Raw genomic sequence first — 25,368 nt, 5'->3', positions numbered from 1 at the left:
TATCTTCGCCCAATCATCCATATTGATCACCCTCCATAGTGGCTGGTGGCCCTGTTTTCAGTCGGCGATACTGGCCCTATATTCGGTCGGCGTTAACAAGCTCAGCTATGAGTTGTTGAATCACGTTGTCTCGACGAGTTACGTTCACCCCGTCGCACGTCGGAGTCGTCGCTGTCAGCCGCCATCACCCCCGCAAAAGAACTTCTTTAGGGTCCAGGGTTGCTCCTTGGACCGCCAACTCGCGTTAGATCAGTTCTTGATACAGAGTTTCGGTCGCGACCCGGATGCGGTCGGTGACATCGGTGAGTTTGAGTTCTCCCAGCAGGTTGAGCAGGGCAGATTCGTCTCGAGCCACCGTGTGGTGTCTTTCGTGAGTTGCTTTGGTCGGTACTCACTGACCCATCCCACGATGGCTCCTTGCGTCGGTAAAGCAACGCTCAAAGCGGGGAAACCACACCACTCAATGGGACGTGACCAATATGCGGGTCGGGACGGGCCGTATCCGCTGTCGAAGTTTTACCTTAAATCTGTCGTCGGCATGGTTGATTTCGCAGCAAGCATAGGGTGCAAAACCTCGCTGTCACTGACGAAAAAGTCAATCTGGCGGAACAGAGAATTGAAGCACGAGTGGCATGCTAACGGTCGCGAAAGCGAGTACTCGAAGACCGACGACTGGGATCTCCCTGATCTGGACGAGATCCTCGAAACCGGGACAGACCGCTCCTGAAACTGTTGTGGGACCTGTCGTCGGCACTTTCGGCATCGCATGCGGACGCCGTTTTCCAGCTGAATGCCAGCGCAGGCCCCCACACCGTCCGCTCCCAGCTCTTTCAGCGGCTGGACGGCACAGCCTGGATTCGCGACCGTAGGGGGCGGCTCAAGAGTCCGCAGGCTATGACTTTGGACACTCTGTCGAACGACTGGGTGCATCCCAAAGAGGGCAGTCTCGTGAACCGACTTGGCTTCGGCCAAGATGCCAGCGTTCGCGATGCCGTCGAAAATGAGCTGCGGATCAGCGCCATGGCACTCGGATTGCCCGAAGAAATGTTTGACGAGTTCATGAAACTCTCGGTAGAGGATCGTGCAGAATTTTTCGCGGACGGCGTGCGCAAGTTCCGCCAGCGAGCCAGCTTTCCCAGCTCGGGATCGGAGAATCCGGAACGGCGGGCCAGTCTCGTCAGTCTTGATGCGGAATCCGCGCCAGAGTTTGCTAGCGAGATACGGCAGCGCCGAGTCGTGACCGGCGGCGTGGAGACGAGAGAACGCGCCCGTGAGTATCTGTCGGGACAATACACAAGTGCAGATGGATTGATGCACCGCCAGGCTTGCCAGCTCGAGTTGCCGTTCCAAGTGAAGAGCCGATGGTACTTCGAGGCCGTGCGGTTCCTCCCGGAGCGGGCTCGGGCCCATCACCAGAACGTGCTCGCCCTATGCCCGCTGTGCGCCGCCAAGTACAACTACGTACGCGACACTCCTGACGATGCCTTCCTGGCCGGACTGCTGGAATTGGAGATCGCGGCCGGAGATGGCCAATCATCAATTCCAATCTCGCTCAATTCGCAACGTGTTGTGTTGATGTTTACGGCCAAACATGCGATCGACCTGAAGGCTGTCATGTCCAGTGCTGGCGAAGGCCACGGTTAGCATAAGCCTCGATCCAACGATCGGTGGGGGCGTTCATCGCCTTTGATCTTGAGGGCTGTGTCTTGCGGTGGCGTGGTTGAATGCCGCAAGATGCCAGCTCAGCGAGGATCGACGCGTAGGTACCAAGTAGCTGGCCGACGGTCCAGGTTGCTCCCTCGAACGCTGGTCCGGGCTCTGGCGTTGACGCTGTAACCTCCCCCGTCTCCCCGAAGTGCCGGCGAACGTGATCAGCCTGCGCCGGACTCAAACTCCAGCGTTGCCAGCGCTCGACCTCCGACCGGATGCCGTTTGCGCGAAGCCATCCTAGGACCCGCCACGGCTCCGTGCTGAGCTCGCAAGCGAGAGCTGTCGGCGTCGTGGTGTCATCACGATTGGCATGATCCGAGCCTAGTGATGGAGTCTTCATCCGACTACTTGCCGGCGGCCCCGAACAGAACCGCTGGGGTCAACCAACGGTGGTGCGACTCGTTATCGTGACGACTCCGTCGCGATTCAGCAGATTGCCGACGTGTGCGACTACAGCGCCCGCGGCCTGGATCCACGAATACAATCACCACAGGCCCCACACCGCCATCGGAAACTACCCGCCCATAGTCCGCCAAACTAATCTCCCTGGGCAGTACGCCGCAAAAGCGCGGGGCGACCTAAGTCTCGAGCAACGATCGGGTATCAAGCTCTACGTGGGCAAGTCAGAATCCGGCCTGGGAGCTGAGACAGGGCTTGGAGATCGACCCAGCTGTGCAGCCACCGGAGTGGCACATGCTGATGTCATCAGGGAGTCGATGGGTACTCGAACTCGAACCGAAGAGCGTGCCGACAATACCGCCGAAATTATGTTCTAGCGGTTCGTTCACAGAAGCGACTCCTACTAGGTCGACACAGTATCAGGTGGTTGCTGTGCTTGCCTCAACAGGGCCGTTTGGACACGGTGAGCGGCCTGCCACCCAATTGCTACACCGACCACTGCGCCGAGAATCAGTCCCAGCGGCCCATAGGTGGCCAGGCCTGCAAGCGCCACGAGCCAGATGACGAACAGGAGCATCATGAACAGGAGTGCAAGCCCTCCCTGCTTGTTCTTCGGGGTCACTACCAAGAGGCGATGAAGTTCTGGCAAAGCCAAGGTCGCTGGCGACGCTATCGTCGAACCGCCGATAATACCGGCGACACCGCTGGACACCGCGAAGCCTCCAAGGATAGTTCCCAGATAGTGCCCCGCACCCCATCCCTGCGGGCTAAGAAATCCGACGAAGGAAGCGACCGAGATTCCTCCTGACCAAGCTATCGTTGCGAGGTAAACGGTCCAGTAGGTCGTGCCGAGTACTTCCGTTCCCTGAATCGATACGCCAACGAATGCGGCGAGACCCGGCAGCAGGAGGATCAGCAAGAGATTGATGCCCCGACCCGTTCCTTTGAAAAAGAGGTTTGCGGGACTCCCATCGTTCGTATCGAGGAGACTTGTCAGTGCGACTTCGCCGTCGTCACGACCGTCCTCGTTGGCGTCGTGCGTCCCTCCGTTGGCATGCGCCCACACCGAAGAGGCGATATCGGCTCCGGCGACGAGCGGCGAGAGGGGGGCGGCCGACGACTTGCTCACCGCGCTGTTTGGCGAAGGCCGCGTACCCAATGATTCTCGCTCCGGTACGCGAATATTGCGGCGTATTTGCCCGTCCAGACCGTAGACCACGATCATACCGCCCGCTGGCATGAGACTCGTCCGTCCTGCAGCAATCGCATCTCTTTGCGTGGCGTGCGTAGATATCGTCGCGTCGGCGCCGAACGAGCTTCGAAGTTCCCACGCAACCTCTTGCGCACCAAATATGACGACTCGGATGCTGCCCATCAATCACCTCCAGCATGTGATTGATGGCAGTATGCACCGAAAGGGGCGCGTGCGCTAGAGGCTTGGTCTCTCGTCGACCCTGACTCGGAGGAGTGTCAATGGCCAGCTCCGTGTCCTCGCTGGCAGTCAGCAACTCATGCTCTACCTTGAGTGAATGAGAACCGAGCGAGTAGCGATTAGCCCTGAGATCATGCAGGATTGGGCGGCACTTGCCGTCCGAATCCGTACGGCGGGCAACGCCATCGCCGCTGTGACGATACCGCTCCCAGGCAGCTCATTTGAGCTCGTGGATGGCCAGTACCTGTCTGAGGCGGGCAGCCAGTGGTGCCGAGAAGGGCTGAGGTCAGCAGTCGAGCATCTAAATGCCTGGGCTGACTATGCCGTGCCCTTGCAACACCTTGACGTCCGGGTGGTAAACCACGAAGGATTCAGATGGACATTCACGCTGGTTCGAGCGGCTCTTGAGGGCGCTGCGCAGTCACTCTGGCTGAGCGGTGCTCGAGACGTAGACCAGTGCGTTGGCCGCTTAATCCGAATGGTGCGCCATGACCTCACGGAGCAAAAGCACGCGTGGGCTCTCCTAGGCCGTGACACCACCTCCACGATGGAACGGGTCAATCGCCATGCCGCGGCTGCCGCCGACTACGCCGTCCACGAGAAGCCGGTTGACAAGCTGCCTGCCATGGTGGATATGGTCCGGCTCGCCGCCGTCAACGTTCGCTTGGGCGCCGACCAACTCGCCGCTGATTGGCGTGTGTGCAGTGCTGCAGCTCACGGCAAAGAGTGGGCTGTCCGCGAGCTGCAGGTATTCAGCGGCTCAACGGAATGGCGCCCCGGGCAATTCCATCTCTCCGGCCACATGGACCCGCATAGATTCACGCAGATTATGGAAGACTCTGTCGCTCTGCTGGATGCCGGCGTCATCCGATACCTGGAGCGCTCCGGCGCTGACGTAGTGAAGGTCCGGGTCCAGGGTCTGATAGACGCCGCCGCAGCAACACCGCAGCGGGATGACGGGGTGCTCCGCGCTAGGACGACGGAGCGGCTGAAGAGCGAGCTGTCTCTATAGGCGCGTGCAAAGAACCAACGACCTTGGCTCGCAAGCGTGTCACGCATGTCGACTACCGGCGTACTTGTAGCTCGACGCCACGAGTCCGCACGCAGAGACGGCTCACGCCTATGCCGCGGCGGCGCAGCACGCCGATAACACCTCATATGACAACAGTGCCAACGAGCGCGGTGGTCCTGGGCGGGGGAGTTGTCAACGAGGGCAGAGCGGCTGGACCGATCGCATCGGTCAAGCCCGGGACTTTTCGATCGGTTGCGTTTCGTGTCCTGCGGAAGTGGCCGCTGAACGTGGCTGTAGAGAGCTGACGTTCTGGACTCCTCAATTAGAGTTGCGAGCATGGTTGCGCTGCCGGTGATCGACACTGCTTTTGACGTCCGCTCAGATGCCGGGGGACGAGACCCCGACAAACACAGTCCGACATTGCGGCGCTATCACCAGTTCCTCTGGAGCAAACCGCTGCCCAGCGGCGCACTACTTTCCTTGGACGCGTCCAGACCGGGGGCGTACCTACATCATCGCTCCGGTCTCGGCGAGTTCTTCCTGGCAAGCGACACGATCATCCACACCTTCGCGTCATGGATTCGGATGGTGGACATCATCGCTCAGGTGGACGTCGAGGACCGAGCGGCGTTCCATCGCATCGGTCGCACGATCGGCGGGGCGATTCTCTTCCCGGGCAATCGGATCGATGGGAAGCCGACGATCAATGGTGCGCGCGGCATGCATCAGCAGATTCGCGATCGATTCGACTTGATACTTGAATGCATCCGTCGGCACGACGAAGGCGCACCGAGCCCGCTTTAGGAAACGCTCCTCCGGTATGCGGGCTTCTTTCGCCTGTTCGAGGACTTTCAGGGCTACGTTGACCTCTTTTTCCTGCAAGACCTGGTCAGCCATGACTATGCGATTGCCGAGTTCTTCACCCCGTTCGACAACTTCACCACACCGGCGATGCCAGGAAATCTCTCTGCTTACGAGCACTACCGGGCGCAGACCGTCGGGTTCGTCCAGGCGAGAAACGGCCAGATCGCGGACAGCCTCAATTAGGTGATCGATCCTAGGGTCGAGCGTGCCACGGTCGCGACAGTCGGCCGAACCGGCCCCGCCATGGAAGTCGCACGAACCAACAGCTGACAAGTCAGACCTCCCTGCTGAATGCGCAGCGAAGAGATCTCAGCCAACAAGTGTGGTCATAACAGCACGTCTGAAAGTCGCTCAGCGCTCGCATGTGGGCGAAGCTGCTCCGCGCCAGTGAGCAGCTTCGCCGATTGCACTTCATCCGTCCGTGTGTTCGGAATTCACCGGTCGACTGCCCGAACGGGGGGCGTCGGCTCTTAACTCCCCGCGCGATAGGATCCTCCATATGCCGAGTTACACCATGAGCGACTGCCCCTTCTGCGATGCAGCAGGCCCTCACCACGCCGAGGGCGGTCAGTTCGGCTGCGCCATTTGTTCGAATTGGTTCGGGAGCGCCGCCCCCTCCGCACCCCGGACACCCGACCGGTACTCCACTGTCACCGATGCCGCCAGCAGGAAGCCCGCTGGGGTGGAGGATCTCTCTGGTTGGTTACCGAGCACGCCCCGCCGATAGTCGTACCTCTGCGCGCGCGCATCGCTATTCTTAGCGTTGTGAACGTCGGGCATATCGAATCCGCCAGCCGCCGCCGCGTCCGCGGCTTCGGCGCCGCCCAAATCATCGTCACCATGCTGCTCGCCAACTTTAACCTGCGCAAGATCGCCGCGTTCGTTAGCGACAAGATCAAAGACGACGCTAAGAAACAGGTCAACGGCGAACCTCAAGTCTCACCCGTCCGGCGTCGCGACCGAGAATTCCACAACCCCTACACGGACACCTACCCGCACGATGTAAAGCGACCCACCAAACCCAAACGATCAGACGGCGACGAAACCGGCGGACCACCGCGAAGAACCTAAACGGCCACATACGCCGCCGCTACCGCCCGAGAGGGCACGCCTCCCGCATTCCGTACAATCCGACGCGCCCCAAAACACAAAAAACCACCGGCGACACGGTCTCGGTCGACGAATCGCCAACACAACTCCACGAATACCCCGCTTAAACCAGAAATCGCCCCTGAGAATCCTCAGGAGCGATTTCTTTTTGTTCCAACCGGGCCGTTTCGTGAACAGTTTCGCGAACGGCCCTTTGGTCGGGCTGACAGGATTCGAACCTGCGACCCCTTGCAGAATTAAGGCAATTCTGGATGTGACCGGATGTCTCGGGAACTCGAGGATTCCCTTGATTTTGCAGGGAACCGGGCGATTCACTGCTTCCGAGTGTACGCGTCAACGTGCGGTCGCTCACGGTTGATTCAGGTGGGTAAATGATGGACATCGGACTGGATGCAAAGTCGAAACGTGACGAGGGGAACCGTGGTCCGAGCTGTCGCGGCGACCCCGTCATGTCGGATACCTGTGTCAGGCGATCTGGTAGGTGTCTTCGCCGATCTCAACTTCGACTTTGAGCCGTCCACCGACCGCTTCAACGTACTTGCGAAGCGTGTCGACTTGGGTTCGTTCGATGTCGCCATGCTCGATGCGTGAGATCCGGTTTTGAGTGACGTGCAGCAGCGTGGCTAGTTCGACTTGAGTGAGGTCGTTCGCTTCGCGGAGCTCACGGAGCCGATAGGCGCGGACCTCGTCGAGCATGCGCTTCTTGTGTGAGTCGACATTGGGCCGATTCACCGGGCGCCGGGCGAGTATGTCGTTAAGGCTGGTCATGGTCTCAATCCCTTCCTGGTTCGTTTCTGGTTGTTGCCGTACGTGCATTGTGTGCCGATTTTCCGTTCGATGTGCGGGTCTGGAGCGTGCGGTTCAACTGTCATTCCGCAAATTCTTGAGGTGTTGGTCAAATAAGTTATCTGCGATCGAAATGTTCGTTTTGTACCAGCGCTTCCAGTTTCCGGCCTTGTCACCAGCTACGAGAAAGATCGCTTTCCGGCGCTGGTCGAAGGCGAACAGAGCGCGCAACTCGGATCTCCCCGCTGAGCCTGGCCGGAGCTCCTTCATATTCTTGTGTCGAGAAGCAGTCACCGTGTCAACGATCGGTCGACCAAGCTGCGGGCCCCGTTCGGCCAGCAGCTCGATCGCGGCGATCACTTGCTCATAGGAGTCATCGTCGAGGTCGCCAAGCCAATCCTCGATCAAAGTCAGGTCAACGGTCCACATCTCGTAACCACTCTATTACTCTCAGGGTGTATTACCTATAAGGTTTCTGGATGATGATCTGAGTAACAGCTCGCCGCCATTGTCGACTACTCCACCCCGCTCCCTCGGCGAGAGGTCAATCCATCTTGTATTCTGTTGGTCACAGCTTGACCCGGCGGCTGACCGTTCTCTCTGGAACGCTACGCTTTTGATCGCTGCGCGAGAGGGTGAAAACTAGATCGAGAGGCCCGATGGCATTCTGAACTGTGTTCAACGCCTCGACTGAAAGGATCACAGCGAATCCTTCTGAGACAGAATCGTCAAACATCGGACCCGATCGACCCCAAGTTCCGTTGGTCCAGCATTTTGTTGCCGCTGCAGGTTGATCGGCCGCAGTGCGCCAACCCCCGATGAAGTCCCGGTCGGGTTTCCATTGCAGGAGACGGGCTAGCACAGGGTTTACGGCCAGCCAGTCTGCCCGCCTCTCCATGAATGCGAAGTTGTTGTTCTCTACCAACAGGTTCTCGAGGCCGACATCATCGGGCACGCTGCCAACATTCCAGAGGTCAGACATCCATGCGCTCACAACACTGGAGGGTTTCAAAAAACTGGCGGATCGTTTCACGAGTGTGCACGAGAATCGTTCCTCGAGATGAGACCAGTTCAGGACGGTCAGAATGCTGCGAGCTCCAATGAGTTGCATGCCGTCAGATCGAATTGCCGCGATGTATTCATCGAGTCTGGTCTCGATCTCTGCGAGCCAGGTTGTTGGGGTTTGGTCGTGCCCTGCGGCAGGGAGAGATGGAAGCACTTCCGGCACGCGGTCTGGGTTGCGACCGATTAGGCCGACGTCCCCCGATCTGAGCAGCCGCTCAGAATGCGCGGACAGAGAGACGATTTTGCCGGCATCGACGAGGTCCCCGAGCACTCGCCCATATGCGCTTCTGGAGGACAGAATATCGGAGCTGGGGTAAATGAGCGTCATTTTTGCGCCGGTGAGGGAGGCTTTCACGTTCTCCGCGCTGGGGAGTCCACTTAACGCGGTGCTCGCATAGCGGCTTGCAACCGCAAGGATGGCGTCAATGTCAATGCCTGTCAGCTCCGACAGTAATTCATACTGTTCGTCGAACGGCGCGAGAAAGGGATCGCCATCACCGAACAGCGCGCCCGATTGCGACGACTCTTGTGCAGGCAGAGCGAGATAATAGCTTCCCGACAATTCGCGCGGGATTCGAAGCTCGTGAACTCTAGAATCTGGTGCCGACAGCCTCCGGATGAGGATGTTCTTGTGGGTCGCGATTAACCGGCGAATGGGTGCCAGGTCTGTGTAATTGCTGTTGCCAATGGCAGCCAGACACGCAGCGACTGACTCTAGTACATCATCCGCTGCGTCAGTCTCGACCAATCGCGCTATCGCGTGTGCTACCTCTGGTGATCCTCGTTTCAATGCCGAGACAACAACTCGTGCAGTTCCCTCGCGCACTGCCCATACAGGATGGGTCAAATGCATCACAAGCAACTCAGCGACCGCGCCATCGACGTCAATCGGTGACGACATACGCCGCGCTGGAAGTTGGGTGGAGAGCCACCATTTCACACCTGGGGCTTCTGACGGTGGAGCGGGCAGGCTCAAGTTCTCGGCAAGACCTCCAAGGAATTCGCGGATGATGTCCCAATATTCAGATGAGGACGTGTCAACACCTAACGCCTCAAAGATGCCATCTAGATCGGTATTCAGCCAATAGCTGTACCAGCTCTCTTCAGAGATAAAGCGCACGAAGTCTTCGGCCGCGTTCTGGGGCGTCATGGCCCCCGTGGTAACCAAGATGTGAATCGCTCTGCGCCGTAGCGCGTCGCGGTTGCTAACCCAAGTATCTAGGGGTGCGAGTGCGAGCGCGGCTGCAGCGAACTCCTGCGACTTTGATATGTTGCTGTTCGAAAGTGCGCGTTCGGCGGCCCATACGAGGACCTTCGCCTCGTGGGGTGTTCCTACGAACACTCCCACAAGTTCTGGGACTACATGACCGGGAAAGTTGGCGTCGAGTACTTCAATCCACTTAAAGCGCGAGGACGGCTTCTCTTGTCTTAGGAGCGTTCCGAGCGAGGCGAGATCGACGGCAATGTTGGTGACCTCCAAGCGCGACAGGCGCCTCTCGTCTATCATCTCCAAGTCGTTGTAATGATCGTCGGCTTCCGTGCGGTCGAATGCGAGTTCTGGGGCTTTCGATAGCGCTTGATACCACGTCACTCGGGTGGTAGGTAGCGCGACGTTCCCGATCTCGGCTCTAAGTCGTGTGATAGCGCTTGGATCGCCCTGACGTGCAAGGGATTCAGCCAATTCTGGATGAGCGCGATTAGACGCAGCCGCGATTAGAGCTCCAGTCATATCAGCAGCGAGTCGCACAGTTTCACTCGACGGTCTATTCACATTGAGAAGGCCTGTCAGCAGGTTGGCCATTGCGTCTGTGTGAGAGACGGTGCCGTGTGAGACGAGATACTCAAAGGTGTCGAGAGCGGTTCGTGGAGAAGCCTTCGCTAGTACCGCTGGCAGCCGCTCTGCTCCAATCGGCTGATCTGTGAGCGGTTCGGCGGCGACGAGGACTTGCGCAAGCCACATTGCCTCCGCCTCGAGATCGTCTATGTGAGGAGAGGCCCGGCCTAGCCATTCAACCCAACTCTGAAGTTGAGCGTCATTTCGCGATCCCATGCCGAGCGTTGTCTTCCACAAACGCATGCAGACCCGCGCCGCCTCGTCCTGCGCGCCAAGTTCCGTGTAGGCGTCTGCAAGCGTGAGTAGATCGAGTAGCGCGCCGTTTACTCCCTGATCGATCACTTGATTTTCGAATAGACCGAGTCCATCCGCGAGCCATGTGGACGACATTCCAAGGCCCTCGAGCTCGATGCCGAGAGCGACACGGATCGAAGCCGGCCACTCGGATGCCTCAGCTTCAATACGTCTGGCAACAGCGCGCTCGTACCTGATGAGTAGGCTGGAATTGACATCACGAAATGCCCGAATGCAGAGCTGGTGAAGCTCTACTCGCTTGGCTCTCAGCCCGCGTACGGAATCGTCTGACCGGTTCTGTTTTACCGGGGGAAACAAGTGAATCACAACACTCAATGCTTCCCAGATCTCTTCCTCGCTTACATCGGCTCCGACGGCGACAAGTGCCTGTGCCAGTGCGACCTCGCGCAGGTAGAGGTCCATTCGCTGCACGAGACGAATCCCCTTCGAATCGCGATGAATGGGAGCAGAGGGCGAAATATCGTCGCCCGCCGGAGTCTTCGAGGAGGGGCTCAGGGATGGTAGGGGGCCGTCGCTGAAAGTTGGCGGACGGAACCCTAAACCGATCTCCAATTCGTGGCGAAGCCTCCAGTATTTGTAATGGTTCGCGATCGCATCAGGGTCGCTGCTGGTGCCGAGTTCGGAGAGCGTCATTGCTTGGTCATAGTTCGTCCGCCGTAGCGTCCGCAGTGCGCGGTCCAAAGATCCATACTCGGCCTCGAGAGTCGCGAACTCGATCAGGGTTGACGAGTACATCGGTTGGCCATCGAGTATATTTCTCAGTTGTGCGAAAAGCGACACACGCTCGTCGAACCCGTCGGTGCTCCTCAAGTCAGCCACGTGCGCCCGGAATCGCAGGTCAGTTAGCAGCGCCGTGAGGCGTGCTGTCTTTTTGTTCGCCAATCCCTTGGTCTTGAGCCTTCCGAGTTCATCAAGGATCGCAGAATCGATCGGTAGGAGGTCCACCTTCGACGCGAGGCTTAGTTCGCTAATGAACGCGCCGAGCAACTGCGCAAACACGCTGTAGCCACGATCGAAATCCCACTCTCTTTCGCCGATTTCTGTGGGGACCACGCCTTGGATCCGACGAAGAAAAATCTCGATTGGTAGGAAGTGCGCAGCGCACCTGGCCCAACCCTCAGCTACATCGGCGTCTGTATTACTCCTTCTCGAGTTGCCTGGCTGCTCAAGCCCGAAGTGTTGGACCATCTGAAAAACACGTTCGCCGGCGGCGTTGTTTTCCAAGGCCAAGTCCGCTGCCAAATTGTACGCGTGTGCTAAAGGCACTCGCAGATGCTGTTCGTCACCGACATAGTCGATCGCCAATTCCACGAGCCCCGAGCGAAGCAGTACCTTGCAGGCATCGATATCTTCGATCTCCGACGCTTTGTCGCCTACCTCCGACAGCATGAGCAGCCCGCGCAGCAGGGCTGGAAAGTTTGCGGTCCGTGCGGCGGCCGACATCAGAAGTCTGACATCGTCAGCAATCTCCGAGGCCGCACGTAGCTCCAGAAATTGAGTTCGAAATCGATTCTGGGTACCTAAAGTAACGACAGTTTCCAGTTCGCTCGCTTGGTAGCGGTGAAAGAGAGCTTGAGCCTTCATCGTCAGGTTGTGGCTGGATTCGCAGATAGCCGCTACTTCAGCGTGCGCCTGTCGATCTATTTCTGGATCCGGAGCCCGGTCGTTACCGATTGATGTTCGCTCTCGCGCGAACTGGCGGAACGAATCGTGGAAGAACCTCCACCGCTTTCCCTCCACCCGGAAGAGGTATCGCAGCTGGGTTCGGAAGAGACGTGCTGTGGAATCAGACGTCCAAGTTCGCACCCAATCTAGGTCGAACCCGATTCGGAGCCGGCTGCATATACGCAGCACTCGTTCTACTTCCCCGCTTGCTCCTAGCGCATCCCACGCAGCGCGATACTGCATCGCAATGTCGCCGTTGTATTGAGGGACTGATCGAACGAAGGCCTCCGGATCGTCTCCGGCATAGTCGTCCATTCTTGCCAGCAGGTAGACAAGGGAAAGAGGGTGGCCAGCGCTCCGATCGGCGACTATGCCGTGCACCTTAGGAGCCAAGTGCCGTGTCGCTTCGATGCGGCGACAGACCTCGATCACGGCGACTTTTGGGAGCCTCTGATTTTCCAGATTTACCTCAGTTCGCCCGTCTTCAATGAACTGTCGGGCTTCGCTTCCCAATGGGCTGAGGTCCCGACTACCAACGAGGACGATCACACCGGGCGGGAGGTCGGTCGGTTTGGGCAGTTCTGCGGTAAGGGCGTCGTTGCCCGAGTAGTCGCGCTGTACATGATCGAGGCCGTCCACAACAATTATCGTTCGTCTACCAGTTTCGGCAAACTCTGTCGACGCGGCATCCAATTGTTCGAGAATCGACTGTCGGAGGGCTTGGACATTGAGGGCAGTCAGTTGCTTCTGGCGGGCGTGCAGTCCGGCATCGCGGAGCATCGTGCTGAGGTCATGCAGTAACCACTCAGCAGAGAGACGATTTCTGGCATTCCCCCCATGACCCGGGACAAAGGCGTAGTACCGGACAACTCGATCATTGACGCTCGAAAATGCATGCGAAAGCAAAGTTGACTTACCGGCCCCTGGGGCGCCCGTAACCGCGATGTACCCGGATCCCATATCGTGGAGCTTCTGATGGAGCAGGTTGACGGCGCCGACGAGCGGCGAGTAAGCCGCGCGGTTGACAGGGAATTCATGAACGCTTCGAAAGGACTTCCTGTGTTTCCAATTCGCGAGGCTTAGAACCTGGTCGCGGCCGAGCTCAACCGAGCCACTTGCTTTGCTGACCTCCCGCCACAGAGAGGTCGACAGATGCAGAAGGTCCGCATTCCTCGTGCCGTCGCTGTCGTCCAAGGCCTCGTTCAGCCCGAGATCCAAACGGACCGACCCAAGAAACTTGATGAAGTCGTGATCGGCGAGTTGTGATTCCTCCTGGAGCCTGCCGAGCGGCACGCTCCACTCAGGGAGATCATTGATCTCCTTACTGCCTGAGCTCAGCGGTTCCAATGCTCGCGCCAGGAAGGCTCGGAAATGGTCCGGGGAGTGGCGGTTAGGTCCCGCGTCGGTTACGTGGTCGCTGGTAGACGCGGCCGCCGCCATGGCGAGATGCACGGTGAGCGGGCGGTCGTCGTCAGCCTCGAGTCCTTGCCAGGCGCGGGCGAGCGCTCTCCACAATGAGTCAGTAGGTTTTCCTGTGGTCGTCTTGCCGGATTTGACGAGCTCATTGAAAGTGATCGTGGCCTTGCTAACCCCAGCCTTGTACTGGAGTGCGATGCGTCGGCCATTCAAATAAAGGAGAAGGTCATCCACCTGACCCGCAGCTGTGGAAGCGAGTACCAGCTTGTCCAAGTCAGAATCGACGATCGCGTCATAGACCAGTTTCGAAATATGGTCGTACTGCCAGCGGAATCCGCGAAGGGCGCTTTGCTCGCCTGGAAGTGGAAGCTGGGTCATGAACTGTTTTCTCCCCCGTACCATCGCCGCAACCCGCTCGTCTATGATTTCAAGTCTAGAACGCGCAGAGAAGGTATCGAACCGCTCCTGATCCCTTCGCGGTTCTTGTTCTGATGAGGGGATCGGATCGGGGCAGGCGACAAGCAGTATCGGTTGGGAATCGAACGACTGGAACCAGGGGCCGCCGATAGCACCTCCTGCGCCATCTTGCGTCCCGCAACCTGCCGGGCCGAACTGGAGATGCTTGGGCGTCGGAGCCGGCCGGTCAGGGCGACTGCGGAATCACCATGCGGCGGACGCATTCCACCGTGCCTCCGTGTGCCATCGGTGCGGGCAGGCAAGCAGAAAAGCAGACCGCGCTCCAAGCCCTTCCGGCGTCCCCACGAGGCGTCGCGACCTGGCCGTCACGGGTGACTCCACCAAACGTCGGCTCGCCCCTGCGCCCAGAATCGTGCCTGAGACGCGAATTGTGACATGGAGGCATCAACACGAGGGAAGGTCATCGGGTGATTTGATTTCCCTCACATACCAATGGCATTCCAAGCCGATCGAAAAACATCTGAACCAAAGTGGTCGAACCGCATGGCGTGGCCGAAATCGCGTCAAAACGATGGCCAATTAGGTAGCCAATCAAATGGAACCGAAAAAGTCCCGGCAAATCTTGCGATCTACCGGGACTTTTGGTCGGGCTGACAGGATTCGAACCTGCGACCCCTTGCAGAATCAAGATGCTTCTGGACGTGACCGAATGTCTCGGGAACTCGCGGATTCCCTTGATTTCGCAGGGAACCGGGTGGTTCACTGCTTCCGAGTGTACGCGTCTATGTTCGGTCGGTCACGGTTGATTCAGGTGGGTTAATGATGGGCATCAGCACCATTAAAACCTCGCCTTTGCACTCGATCTATCGGTGGTGTGCAGGCGCCAATCCTATTCATACCTACTCCTACGATGTCTTCGCCGCCGGGCCGGACCACGCACTGAATGCCAGAAGCAGAGCATCGATGCCTGTCGTGATCGTGCGCCGAGGGATCGGTGCGAACCCAGCGGAGTGGTTCGCCGGGATCGACCGGTCAACCGCATCATCGGCGAACGCCGCTGCGAAGCGCCTGGGCTCTACTGAACCGATAAACCAGGAGAATGAGGGAACGCTGGCTGTCGTGCCGAAGATTCCGAAGTCTTCGCTGATCATGATCGCAGGCATCTCGGTGACGCTTGTGTCTCCTAGTCCCGCGCGCAGCGCGGCGACCGTGCGCTTCGTGCTAACTATGTCGTTGACAAGGCATGGGAATTCTCCGATGCTTTCGATCACGGGCGCAGTGTCGGTCCCGGCCGCGGAGCATTCTGCCACCACGATGCGTTTAACGGCGGCCAGTAGTCGCCGGCGCACAGCGGGGTTGAGGGATCGAAGGTTGATTTTGATCTCCGCGGTCGAGGGAATGATGTTTTCCTTCGAACCCGAGTGAAACGATCCGACGGTGACAACTGCCGCATCGGCGGGTGATATTTCCCGCGCCACGATGCTCTGGAGCTTCGTGACGATGGACGAGGCGATCAGAATGGGATCGATGGATGCTTCAGGTCGGGATCCGTGAGCGCCTCGCCCATTAATCGTCACGCGAAGGCTGTCTGCAGCGGCCATCGCCGGGCCCGCCGTGTTAGACACAGTTCTGGCCGGCCGGTTGCCGACGTGTTGCCCCAGTATGACGTTGGGTGTGGGAACGAGATCGAAGAGGCCGTCCTCGATCATCGCTCGGGCCCCGGCGCCGATCTCCTCGGCAGGCTGGAACACGACGACGAGATTGCCTGTCCAGTCCGGCCGGTTGGTGGAAAGAACCTCGACAGCTCCCAGCATGGCGACCATATGTACGTCGTGCCCGCAGGCGTGCATGATTCCTGTCCCGCCGGGTGTTGTTCTCGCGCTGGCGTAGGCGAGTCCGGTGTCTTCCTGAATTGGCAGTGCGTCCATGTCCGCGCGGAGTACTACGGTGGGGCCGCCGCCGTTGGCGAGGAGTGCGACTATCCCGGTGCCGCCGACTCCGGTCCGGACGGTGAGGCCGAGGCCCGTTAGGCGCTCGGAAAGCGTCTTGGCTGTCTCGAATTCTTGAAAGGCGAGCTCAGGGTTCTGGTGGAGATGTTCATAGAGACCTAAAAGGTTTACGACTCTCTCCTCAGGCAGGGACGTGACGCGAAGTGTGTTCATGAGGTGAATTCCTGAGTTCGGGTTGCGTCCCCTCCTGCGGGGCGAGTGGTGCTCTCGCGAATGATCAGTTGCGGAGCGAAGGCGACTTTTGCGTGCGCTTTCACGCCTTCGGTCGGGGGCTGGGACATGAGGCGGACCGCTTCGGCGGCGAGGAGGCGGGTTGGCTGCCGAACGGTGGTGAGGGACGGTGTGATGATGGACGCGAAGGCGACGTCGTCGAATCCGGTCAGCATGACGCGGCCGGGGATTGAGACTTCGGCCGCGGTGAAGGCGCGGATAATACCGAATGCGATGATGTCGGCGCCGCACACGATGACGTCCGGCATCTTAGGATGCGCGAGGAGCCGTGCGCCGACCTTTTCGCCCCATTCGACGGAAAACCGGCCCAGCATGATGTCGTCCGGTTCGACGCTGATTCCGTGGGTTTCGGAGTGCTTGAGGAAACCGGCCAGACGTGCTTGGGTGGACGAGTTTGTCGAGGCGGAACTGACGAAGACTGCGCTCGTGGCACCTTGCTGGGCTGCGTGGCTGAGGACGAGTTCCATGGCTTTCTCGTCGTCGATGCCGACCCAGTCCGTTGCGGTGCCGACCACGAATTGGTCGAGCTGGACGACCGGAATCGACTTGGGAATGTTGTTGAGGGCTGTGACGCTCTCGATGCCATGGCATGGGCTGATCAGGATGCCGTCGACGTGGCTTTCCTGCAGCGATCGCAGGCGGCGCGCCTCCAAGGCCACGTCGCCCTGCGAGTCGCAGAGGAAGAGCGTCTTGCCGACGAGCTGAAGTTCGTGTTCGACGCTTTCCACCAGTGCGGTAAAGAACGGGTTAGAGATGCTCGGAACGATCATGCCTACGATTCCGGAGTGTTTGCTGCGCAGCGCCCGCGCGATCGAATTTCCCATGTAACCCAGTTCTGACGCGACTTTCAAGACTTTTCGACGCGTCTTCTCACTTACCCGTCCGGTGCCCGAAAGTGCCCGGGAGACGGTGGCGGTAGAGACGTTAGCGGCGTGTGCCACATCTGTAATTGTTGACTGATGCAATCGTTTACATCCTCAATCCAGTGTTTCAATTGCGTTAATTGATGCGCTACTACCGAAGTTTACCTTGTGGCACACGTAGGTTGCCTCTATGTTGAGGATACAAAATGTAATCGATTACGCACATTCATGATGCCGCTACTTTCTCTCCGGTTCCATCGGCTGGCGTGAGATGTGGCACTTCCGTAAATCTGTACCGAGACTCGTTCTAGAAGGAGATCACTATGAGACTCAAATCGATCCCAGCCATTGGCCTCGTTGCGCTGGCCGCACTCAGTCTGACCGCGTGTGATGCCGCAGCCAGCCGAGATAGCGCACCGACGGCCACAATCGCTGCGGTCAGTTCGATCCCGGTGCCCGCCAATATCGCCACGGCCTGCCGCACTGACCTGAAAGTCGGGCTTGTGACCATCAATTTGCAGGCACTGTTCTTCAACCAGATCAATACGGGCGCGCAGACGATCGCGGACGCGGCAGGGGTCGACCTCCAGCTCGTCAGCGCGAACGACGACCCCCTGGCCCAGGTCACGGCCGTAGAACAGTTCATCACGCAGGAGATGGATGCGATCATCATCCTGCCCATCGACACGGAGGGCATCAAGCCGGCCATTGACGCGGCTGCTGAGGCGAATATTCCTGTTGTTGTCGTCGACGGGATCGTCGATTCGTCAGCCATTGCCAGCGCGGTCGGCACGGCCAATGCCGAGAGCAGTCAGCAGCTCGCCGAGTACCTCGCGACGAGCACGAAGACGCGCGGTGAGATCGGAATCGTCGGCGCTCTAAATAGCACGATTCAGCTTGCACGTCAGAAGGGCTTCATCGATCAGGCCATCAGCGATGGCTTTGCTGAGGGCACCATCGTCGATGGCAAGAACGTGCAGGAGACTGCGCAGTCCGCAGCCGAGAATCTCCTCACAGCCAATCCCACGATGGGGTTCGCCTTCGCAACCGGTGAGCCCGCCTTGATCGGGCTGGCGGCAGCCGTTGAAACGCAAAATGCTGGCGACCGGGTCAGCGTCGTCGGATGGGATCTCTCGCAGGCCGCGGTGGCCGGTCTGGAAGAGGGATGGTTGAAAGCCATCGTGCAGCAGAACACCTACGAATTTGGGTACGAGGGCATGAACGCCGCAATCAATGCCGCTTGTGGTGAGCCGACAGACGCTTTCGTCCCCATCGCGACGCAGATCGTCACTCCCGAGAACTACTCCGACTTCCTCTACTACCTGGAGCGCTAATCATGACCGGTGTCCCTCTCGTCGAACTCCGAAACATCACCAAGTCCTATGGCGCGGTCACCTCGCTTCGCGGCGTGAACCTCACCCTGAAACGCGGCGAAGTCCTCGGTCTCGTCGGCGATAACGGTGCCGGGAAATCCACAGTAATGAAGGTTCTCGCCGGAGCCGAACAGCCGGACTCCGGCGAGATCCTGGTGGGTGGCGAAACCGTCACCTTCGCCAGTCCCAAAGACGCCCGAAACCAACGCATCGGCATGGTCTACCAGGACCTGGCCCTTTGCGGGACTCTCGACGTCGCCAGCAATTTCTTCCTGGGCCGCGAACCGCACAAAGGCCCGCTCCTGGACCGCGCGCGGATGCACGATGAGACTGCGCAGCAGCTCGCCCTGTTAGGAGTGAAAGTTAAGAGCACCTACCAGGACGTCTCTCGCCTGTCCGGAGGCCAACGTCAGTCCGTCGCGATAGCCCGAGCCGTCTCCTTGAACCCGGACATCCTTATTCTCGACGAACCCACCGCGGCACTCGCCGTCGCTGAAGTCGAGCAGGTTCTGAACCTCATTCAAACCGTCTCAGCCCGCGGCGTCGGCGTCATCCTGATCACCCACCGTCTGCAAGACCTCTTCCGCGTATGCGACCGAATCGCCGTGATGTACGAAGGGCAGAGCTTGGAAAGCGTGCCCATCGACGACCTCACCATCGAAAGCCTCGTCGGATTGATCACTAGATCGACAACACCGCTCGGAGCGCGCGGCAGTTCCCCGGCGTCCGAAAAGTCCTCCACCAGCCCCGAGAGGAGCCACTCATGACCGCAGTAGCGGAACGACCCGCCCAGACCGCCGTGTCGGCCACCCGACCGTCCGCATGGGAGCGAGCACACAAGCCCACGGTCGTCATGTTCGGAGTTATGGCAGTTCTTTTCGTCGTGTTTGCCGGAACTGCTCCCGGGTTCATATCCTTTGGCAACATCAGCAATCTAGCCACACAGATCGCACCCGTCGTGGTCGTCGGCGTGGCGATGACCTTCGTCATCACGACCGGCCAGATAGACCTCTCGGTCGGGGCAACGATCGCGTTCGTCGCCGCGATCAGCGCCGAACTGCTGCAGTCCGGGCTGCAATCCTGGGTCGTGATCGTCATCGGAATTCTCGCCGGCTGCGCCTGGGGCCTAGTCAACGGTTGGTTTGCCGCTTTCCAAGGCATCCCGTCGTTCATCGTCACCCTCGCCACCATGTCGGTCATTCGTGGAGTGGCCCAGCTTCGTACCGAAGGGTTTTCCATCCCCATCGAACGAGAAACGATCCTGGGACAGTTCGGCCGCAGCACCCTACTCGGCTTCACCTACCAAGCGTGGGTTGCCCTCGCCGTCGTCCTCATCGGTATCGTGCTCCTGCACCACACCAAATTCGGGAACTATGTCAATGGCATCGGCGCGCAGGAAGAATCCGTGCGGCGAGCCGGAATCAACACGAAGTACATCAAAGCCGCCGTCCTCGGCATGACCGGCATAGCTGCGGGCATAGCCGGCATCATGATCGCGGCACGCCTCGGGTCCGGCTCGTCCAACTCAGGCGTCGGCTTTGAACTGACCGTCATTGCCGCCGTCGTCCTCGGGGGCACCGACCTATTCGGCGGTCGAGGTACGGTCATCGGCACGGTGATCGGCGCCGTGATTATCGGCATGATCGCCAACGGGCTCACCCTTCTAGGCATCAGCGCATTCCTCACCCCCATCCTTACCGGCTGCGTCATCATCCTCGCTATCTGGCTGAACCTGCGGAGCAGCGACATATTCGAGGCGTGGCGGAAGCGATTCCGGCGCCCATGACCGGTGCGCAGAACATGAATGTCGACCGGCTCAGCACCCAGGTCACCGTAACGACCGTCACCGGCCCGATGCTCGCTTCTGAGCTCGGACGAACGCTGACGCACGAACACCTCCTCAACGACGTGCGCGCAGCAGTCCTCCCCGGAAGCCGTCCAGGAACGGCGGACCTACTGACCGCACCGGTCGACCCGCTGAATCGTGAGCGTCTCCTGCTCGAGCCCTACAGCAGCTACGACAACTGCACCTTGGACAGTTCCTCGGACGCCCTTCACGAACTGCGAGCATTCGCTAATCTCGGCGGCTCCACCGTCGTCGACGTGACCCCTCCCGGGTTGGGACGCGCTCCACGAGCGCTGCGAGCACTCTCGGAAGACAGCGGAGTCAACGTGATCATGGGGTCCGGCTGGTACCTCGAACGCTTCGAAGACACACTGGGAAGCATCGACGAACTCGCCAACGCCCTCGCGGAAGAATTCACAGCAGGCGTCTCCGACAGCATCCGCCCCGGCGTCATCGGCGAGATCGGAATCTCGGCCGACTTCACCGATGGTGAAGAACGCGCACTGCGGGCAGCCTGTCGTGTGCAGGTGGACGTCGGCGTTCCCCTATTTATACATCTCCCCGGCTGGGAGCGCCTCGGACGCCAAGTGCTACGCGTCGTTCTCGACGAGATGCTCGTGGACCCATCGGCTGTCGTTCTTTGCCACATGGACCCCTCGGGCGCCGACTCGGTCTACCAACAAAAGATCGCAGAGCGGGGGGTCTGGGTCGAGTTCGACATGATTGGTATGCCGTTCACCTATCCGGGTGAAGGGCGCTCGCCCCTCGTCGACGAGACCGAAGCGGCCATCATCCGTCTGGCCGGCCAGGGCCACGAAAACCGGCTGTTACTCAGCCACGACCTCTTTCTGAAAGCCATGCTCAGCCGCCACGGAGGCCACGGCCTCGGCTTCGTATCCGGTCCCTTCCGGGAACGATTAAACGCCGCGGGCGTCGACGCGGACAGCATTCTCGACAGCAACCCCTCCCAACTCTTCCTGCACGCCGCACAAACGACGAAAGCGAACAAAAAATGAGCAGAGTACTGATCGCCGGCGAGTCCTGGATCACCCAGTCCACGCACATCAAGGGTGTCGACTCCTTCACCATGAACAGCTATGTCGAGGGAGTTGGGCCACTCCGTGACGCGCTGGAAGGTGTCGGCCATACCGTGACCTACCTGCCGGGTCATCTGGTGCCCACCATGTTTCCAGGCACCGCCGACGAGCTCGCCGCGTACGACGTTGTCGTGCTGTCGGACATTGGCGCCAACAGTATCCAGCTCGCCCCCAGCGTGTTCGACAAGTTTCAACGTGGTAGCGACCGCCTCGGCGTACTCGCCGGATGGGTCGCCAACGGCGGGGGACTGCTGATGGTCGGCGGTTACCTCTCTTTCACCGGCTTCGAGGGCAAAGCCGCCTTCCGGCAGACCATCATGGCCGAGATCCTGCCCGTGGAAATGCTCGCCGACGACGACCGGATGGAACGCCCTGCTGGAGTTGTGGCGACAATCAACAATCCCGAGCACGCTATTGTCGCCAGCATCGCCGGTGAGTGGCCGCATCTGCTCGGCTACAACAAGACCGTCCTGAAACCCGGTTCAGAGCTGGTCGCGTCCGTCGATAACGACCCGCTCATCGCGGTCCACAACTACGGGGCTGGCCGTTCTGCAGTCTTCACGTCGGACTGCTCGCCCCACTGGGCCCCGCCGGAATTCTGTGAGCAGTGGGACGATTACCCGGCGCTCTTCAACAACCTGATCACCTGGTTGAACCCCGGAAAGTGACGTCCGTGAAACCCCGATCGCATGAGCTCGTCGCGCGCAACCGCGACATCCTCGAACGCAGCCTCAACGGACGATTCATCACGGAGGCCACGGACTCCTCGCTGGCCCCCCAGCACTTTGCCCGCTACCTGGCAATCGAGGAACAATTCGTCAAGGCGGCCGTGCGCGTGAGGGCGTTCACACTCTTCGCAGAGCCGAACTGGGACTCCGTCGCACACCACGCGGCCAGCATCGAAGACCTATTGGGTGAGCAGCTCACTTACTTTCACGACGTCCGTGCACGACACAACGCGGCGCCCGCCGACATCGGTCGGGCCATCGAACTCTCGAGCGGGCTCTCGACCTATGTCCTCGGTAGTGTCTCCTCTGCTGGGTATGCCGGGGCGATCGTCAACATGTTCGCGGCCGAGACCCTGTATCTCGAGTGGTGTTCGAGGGCAGCGGCATCCCGGGAGCTGAACCCTGTTCTTGACTTAGATGCCTGGATCGCCCTGCATGTGTCGCCTTCGTTTCGGAAACAGGTTGGAATCCTCGGCGCTTTTGTCGAGGCCTTGCCTGAGACGACGGCCGAGGGCGGCGGAAGCGACGAGCATCTCGACGCTTGGTTCACGGCCATGCTCGGGGCCGAGGACAACTTTCACGACGCCATCTACTTCGACGGAGCGTGACATGAACATTACCCGCAGTCAACTTGAACAGGCGCTCACCGCCGTCGGAATCGCGTGGCACAAAGTCGCACTCCGAGGTGAAGCCTCCGTCATCGTCTCGTCTTACGGTGGGCGCATTTACGGCCCCTTCGACCATGCGGAGGCCCGGTCGACGAACTGGGTTCCGGACGCTTTCGGTGAGGCGAAACGCCTTCAGGAGCTGATCGCCTCTGGGTTCTGGAACGTCGGCGGCGAACGAAATTGGGTGGGCCCCGAGATCCGGTACATGATTCCCGACCGCAAGGACTACTGGGGCAGCTACGACCTGCCGCCCCAACTCGACCCCGGAACGCACACCCTGGAGCCGACGGGCACCGGTGTCACGCTCGTGAGTCGGTTCGAGCTCGAGTCCTACTTGGCACCCACCGGTCCAGTAACGTTTGCGACGACTTTGCATGTGACCCAGTCAGCCAACCCGCTCCGCCAACTCACCGACTTTGACGACCGCTTCGCAGCCGTACCATTCGCCGGATACACCAGCACCGTCGTCCTAACCCAATCCAGCGACGAAGCAATCTTAAGCGAATCCTGGAATCTGAATCAGGTCTTTCCAGGCGGCATTGCTCTCATTCCCACAGCACCGATGCCCACTGTCACGGACTACTACGAGGAGGTAGGTAGAAACCTCACCTTCGTCTCGAACGGAATCGCTGTGGGGTTGTCCGGGAATCAACGCTTCAAGATCGGCGTGAAGGCTGCCCAGAACTTCGGCCGGCTCGGCTATGTACGCTGTGACGACGAGGGGGGCCTGGTGCTGATTATCCGATCCTTTCCCAATGACCCGTCTGCCGAGTACACGGAAGAGCCAGATTTTGCTCCGGGCATAAACGGCGACTCGATTCATCTCTACAACGACGACGGCGACCTCGGTGGATTTGCTGAGCTTGAATCCCGCGGTCGAACGCTCGGTCTCATGGCTGGAGAGACGACCACCAGTGACCGGTTCAGCACCTGGTGTTTCCGGGGGAGTCTGACTGAGCTCAGCGATGTCGCCAACCAACTGCTCGGTATGGAGATTCCCGTTTCTCTGCTCGACGAATCTGGAGAATACATATGACGTCATCCGACGACTCCATCGCCCGTGATCAAGCCTTCGGTGACCTCGTCGCGCTGACCGAGCGAGGCATCCGTTTCCACGGCACAGAAGGCCTCCATAACTCGGCGGCCTGGCTCGAAGAGCAACTTGCGGTTGCAGGCCTAGCCGTCGAACGTCAGCCCGTGGTGGTGCCCGGTTGGGCACCGGGGGAGACCTGCAGACTTACCATAGCGGAACCATTTGCCCGCGAGATTCGTGTCTGGCCTTTGCTTTGGAGTGGCCCTTCCAACGGCGTGCAATCCGGTCGCCTGGTCGCGCAGGGTAGGGAAGGCCTCTGGGGCGACTCGATAGTTTGGCGCCGATTCCTCGTTCTGGATGTGAACGATGAGGTTATTGCCTACGTGCTGGGCCGGGAAACCGGCCCAGCAGCGCCCCAGCCGTTACCGTCTGGCTCCGACTACGCCGCACCGCATTTCGCAGTGAGTCGCAACGACAGTGATCAGCTAAGCGAATGGATCACTGACGGCAGACGAGTCCTGGTCGAGTTCGAACTCGACAGCGCCCACGATGGTCAAGCCGCCGGCGACAACCTCATAGTTGATCTCCCCGGAACGATCGGTTCCGAAGAAGAACCCACGCTTTTGATTTGCGCGCACTACGACACCTTCTGGAACACCCCAGGGGCCTACGACAACGGCAGCGGCACGATCGCCCTCCTGCACCTCGCCAAACAATGGGCGATTAATCCGCCTCAGAACCCGACCCGCCTCGTCTTCTTCACCGGGGAAGAATGGCACCTCAGCGGCTCACGAGCCTATGTCGCCCAGGCGCACCAGACAGCGCTCGACGATGTTGGCTATGTCATCAACATTGATGGGCTCGGCCGAGGGAAGTTCCTCGAGTCGTTCGGAGCGCCGGAGCGGTTCGAAGTTGCCTTCAGCGGCACCATCCGACGGTACATCGAATCCACACGAGGCGGACTCGACGTCATCTCCCGCTTCCCCCCACCAATGGGAACGGACGACGCTGCCTTCTACGCCGTAGGCGTGCCCTCAGGATTTATGACCTTCAACGACTTCAACCGGCTCCATCAACCAGAAGACGTTCCCAATCATGAGATCGCTGCAAACATTGTATGGACAGTGGGACTCGTCGATCACCTTGTTCGCAATCTCGAGATTCCCCAACGAGCTGTAGCTCCCGGGATTCTATAGGCCAACATGTGGTTCTCGAGCCGACCCAGCGCGACGCACCCAGGAGTACATTCCCATGGGCCAATAAGAGGAACGCAGTTAAACAGGACTCACGCCTTCGGGAGAGGATGTGGGTGATGCCTCCTTTTGGGATGATGTTATTTTCTGGAACGCGCCTACGCAGGACCGATCAGAATGCTAGCCACCCATCCAGGTGCGTGACATTGCGGAGGAGTCACATGACCGGACGCCAAGGGATAAGCCACAATTCGCCTTCACGTTTGGTCAGGCATTCCGGTGATCATTGACATTTCCCGTAG

At 59.6% G+C, this 25,368-nt stretch carries 18 protein-coding genes; 11 read left to right on the top strand and 7 right to left on the bottom strand.

The window, feature by feature from the left end; genetic code table 11:
* The first annotated feature begins 900 nt into the window (after positions 1–900).
* Entirely contained in the window at positions 901–1,644 is a 744-nt protein-coding gene (locus tag E3T38_RS05585) for a hypothetical protein (RefSeq protein ID WP_134546926.1), read from the top strand.
* An 868-nt stretch (positions 1,645–2,512) separates the two neighbouring features.
* On the opposite strand, the gene E3T38_RS05570 is transcribed toward E3T38_RS05585, so the two are convergent.
* Positions 2,513–3,484 carry a DUF2188 domain-containing protein gene (locus tag E3T38_RS05570; protein WP_166805439.1) on the bottom strand — a complete coding sequence of 324 codons (972 nt, stop codon included), beginning with the start codon at positions 3,482–3,484 and terminating at the stop codon, positions 2,513–2,515.
* 154 nt (positions 3,485–3,638) lie between these two features.
* Here E3T38_RS05570 and E3T38_RS05565 point away from each other — a divergent pair, with 154 nt between their 5' ends.
* Entirely contained in the window at positions 3,639–4,553 is a 915-nt protein-coding gene (locus tag E3T38_RS05565) for a hypothetical protein (protein ID WP_134546920.1), read from the top strand.
* A 573-nt stretch (positions 4,554–5,126) separates the two neighbouring features.
* On the opposite strand, the gene E3T38_RS16645 is transcribed toward E3T38_RS05565, so the two are convergent.
* A complete protein-coding gene (locus tag E3T38_RS16645) occupies positions 5,127–5,690 on the bottom strand; it encodes a hypothetical protein (protein WP_166805438.1) in 564 nt (187 codons plus the stop codon).
* A 426-nt stretch (positions 5,691–6,116) separates the two neighbouring features.
* Between E3T38_RS16645 and E3T38_RS05555 the strand changes: the two genes are divergently transcribed.
* Positions 6,117–6,488: a hypothetical protein gene (locus E3T38_RS05555; RefSeq protein WP_134546918.1), complete on the top strand. Its 372-nt coding sequence runs from the start codon at positions 6,117–6,119 to the stop codon at positions 6,486–6,488.
* 504 nt (positions 6,489–6,992) lie between these two features.
* Here E3T38_RS05555 and E3T38_RS05550 read toward each other — a convergent pair.
* The 5 genes from E3T38_RS05550 to E3T38_RS05530 all read right to left on the bottom strand — a co-directional run bounded on the left by E3T38_RS05550 (position 6,993) and on the right by E3T38_RS05530 (position 17,206).
* Positions 6,993–7,295, bottom strand: coding sequence for an XRE family transcriptional regulator (locus tag E3T38_RS05550; RefSeq protein ID WP_134546916.1), 303 nt, complete (start codon positions 7,293–7,295; stop codon positions 6,993–6,995).
* Between the two features lie 93 nt (positions 7,296–7,388).
* Positions 7,389–7,742 carry a type II toxin-antitoxin system RelE/ParE family toxin gene (locus tag E3T38_RS05545; protein ID WP_134546914.1) on the bottom strand — a complete coding sequence of 118 codons (354 nt, stop codon included), beginning with the start codon at positions 7,740–7,742 and terminating at the stop codon, positions 7,389–7,391.
* A gap of 139 nt (positions 7,743–7,881) precedes the next feature.
* A complete protein-coding gene (locus tag E3T38_RS05540; RefSeq protein WP_134546913.1) occupies positions 7,882–14,010 on the bottom strand; it encodes an ATP-binding protein in 6,129 nt (2,042 codons plus the stop codon).
* A 920-nt stretch (positions 14,011–14,930) separates the two neighbouring features.
* Positions 14,931–16,187 carry an amidohydrolase gene (locus E3T38_RS05535; protein ID WP_134546911.1) on the bottom strand — a complete coding sequence of 419 codons (1,257 nt, stop codon included), beginning with the start codon at positions 16,185–16,187 and terminating at the stop codon, positions 14,931–14,933.
* The gene (locus tag E3T38_RS05530) at positions 16,184–17,206 is read right to left on the bottom strand and encodes a LacI family DNA-binding transcriptional regulator (RefSeq protein ID WP_198417310.1); all 1,023 of its coding nucleotides are present in this window, start codon (positions 17,204–17,206) and stop codon (positions 16,184–16,186) included. Before E3T38_RS05530 ends, E3T38_RS05535 begins: the two co-directional genes overlap by 4 nt.
* 245 nt (positions 17,207–17,451) lie before the next feature.
* Here E3T38_RS05530 and E3T38_RS05525 point away from each other — a divergent pair, with 245 nt between their 5' ends.
* Genes E3T38_RS05525 through E3T38_RS05490 form a run of 8 tightly spaced genes read left to right on the top strand, consistent with a single transcriptional unit; the run spans position 17,452 to position 25,069 of the window.
* The gene (locus E3T38_RS05525) at positions 17,452–18,462 is read left to right on the top strand and encodes a substrate-binding domain-containing protein (protein WP_134546907.1); all 1,011 of its coding nucleotides are present in this window, start codon (positions 17,452–17,454) and stop codon (positions 18,460–18,462) included.
* A gap of 2 nt (positions 18,463–18,464) precedes the next feature.
* Positions 18,465–19,268 (top strand): ATP-binding cassette domain-containing protein, encoded by an 804-nt coding sequence (locus tag E3T38_RS05520; RefSeq protein ID WP_134546905.1) that lies wholly within the window; start codon positions 18,465–18,467, stop codon positions 19,266–19,268.
* Positions 19,265–20,287, top strand: a complete 1,023-nt coding sequence (locus tag E3T38_RS05515) for an ABC transporter permease (RefSeq protein WP_134546903.1) — start codon at positions 19,265–19,267, stop codon at positions 20,285–20,287. Before E3T38_RS05520 ends, E3T38_RS05515 begins: the two co-directional genes overlap by 4 nt.
* Positions 20,260–21,363: a phosphotriesterase gene (locus E3T38_RS05510; RefSeq protein WP_198417309.1), complete on the top strand. Its 1,104-nt coding sequence runs from the start codon at positions 20,260–20,262 to the stop codon at positions 21,361–21,363. Before E3T38_RS05515 ends, E3T38_RS05510 begins: the two co-directional genes overlap by 28 nt.
* A complete protein-coding gene (locus tag E3T38_RS05505; protein ID WP_134546901.1) occupies positions 21,360–22,112 on the top strand; it encodes a glutamine amidotransferase in 753 nt (250 codons plus the stop codon). The genes E3T38_RS05510 and E3T38_RS05505 overlap by 4 nt, the downstream gene beginning before the upstream one ends.
* 5 nt (positions 22,113–22,117) lie before the next feature.
* Positions 22,118–22,780: a TenA family protein gene (locus E3T38_RS05500; protein WP_166805437.1), complete on the top strand. Its 663-nt coding sequence runs from the start codon at positions 22,118–22,120 to the stop codon at positions 22,778–22,780.
* Between the two features lies 1 nt (position 22,781).
* Complete coding sequence (locus E3T38_RS05495) at positions 22,782–23,876, top strand: DUF6786 family protein (RefSeq protein ID WP_134546898.1); 1,095 nt, start codon at positions 22,782–22,784, stop codon at positions 23,874–23,876.
* Positions 23,873–25,069, top strand: a complete 1,197-nt coding sequence (locus E3T38_RS05490) for a M28 family metallopeptidase (protein WP_134546896.1) — start codon at positions 23,873–23,875, stop codon at positions 25,067–25,069. The genes E3T38_RS05495 and E3T38_RS05490 overlap by 4 nt, the downstream gene beginning before the upstream one ends.
* Positions 25,070–25,368 lie beyond the last annotated feature (299 nt).

Source organism: Cryobacterium sp. Hb1, assembly GCF_004403585.1.
Classification (GTDB): Bacteria; Actinomycetota; Actinomycetes; order Actinomycetales; family Microbacteriaceae; genus Cryobacterium; species Cryobacterium lyxosi.
This window is presented reverse-complemented; position numbering and strand designations above follow the sequence as displayed.

Bases quoted from the DNA above. Each gene is read 5' to 3' on its own strand.
- E3T38_RS05565 (WP_134546920.1), top strand. From the start codon at position 3,639: ATGAGAACCGAGCGAGTAGCGATTAGCCCTGAGATCATGCAGGATTGG.
- E3T38_RS05550 (WP_134546916.1), bottom strand. From the start codon at position 7,295: ATGACCAGCCTTAACGACATACTCGCCCGGCGCCCGGTGAATCGGCCC.
- E3T38_RS05535 (WP_134546911.1), bottom strand. From the start codon at position 16,187: ATGAACACACTTCGCGTCACGTCCCTGCCTGAGGAGAGAGTCGTAAAC.
- E3T38_RS05570 (WP_166805439.1), bottom strand. From the start codon at position 3,484: ATGGGCAGCATCCGAGTCGTCATATTTGGTGCGCAAGAGGTTGCGTGG.
- E3T38_RS05505 (WP_134546901.1), top strand. From the start codon at position 21,360: ATGAGCAGAGTACTGATCGCCGGCGAGTCCTGGATCACCCAGTCCACG.
- E3T38_RS05515 (WP_134546903.1), top strand. From the start codon at position 19,265: ATGACCGCAGTAGCGGAACGACCCGCCCAGACCGCCGTGTCGGCCACC.
- E3T38_RS05490 (WP_134546896.1), top strand. From the start codon at position 23,873: ATGACGTCATCCGACGACTCCATCGCCCGTGATCAAGCCTTCGGTGAC.
- E3T38_RS05495 (WP_134546898.1), top strand. From the start codon at position 22,782: ATGAACATTACCCGCAGTCAACTTGAACAGGCGCTCACCGCCGTCGGA.
- E3T38_RS05540 (WP_134546913.1), bottom strand. From the start codon at position 14,010: ATGGTACGGGGGAGAAAACAGTTCATGACCCAGCTTCCACTTCCAGGC.
- E3T38_RS05525 (WP_134546907.1), top strand. From the start codon at position 17,452: ATGAGACTCAAATCGATCCCAGCCATTGGCCTCGTTGCGCTGGCCGCA.
- E3T38_RS05545 (WP_134546914.1), bottom strand. From the start codon at position 7,742: ATGTGGACCGTTGACCTGACTTTGATCGAGGATTGGCTTGGCGACCTC.
- E3T38_RS05520 (WP_134546905.1), top strand. From the start codon at position 18,465: ATGACCGGTGTCCCTCTCGTCGAACTCCGAAACATCACCAAGTCCTAT.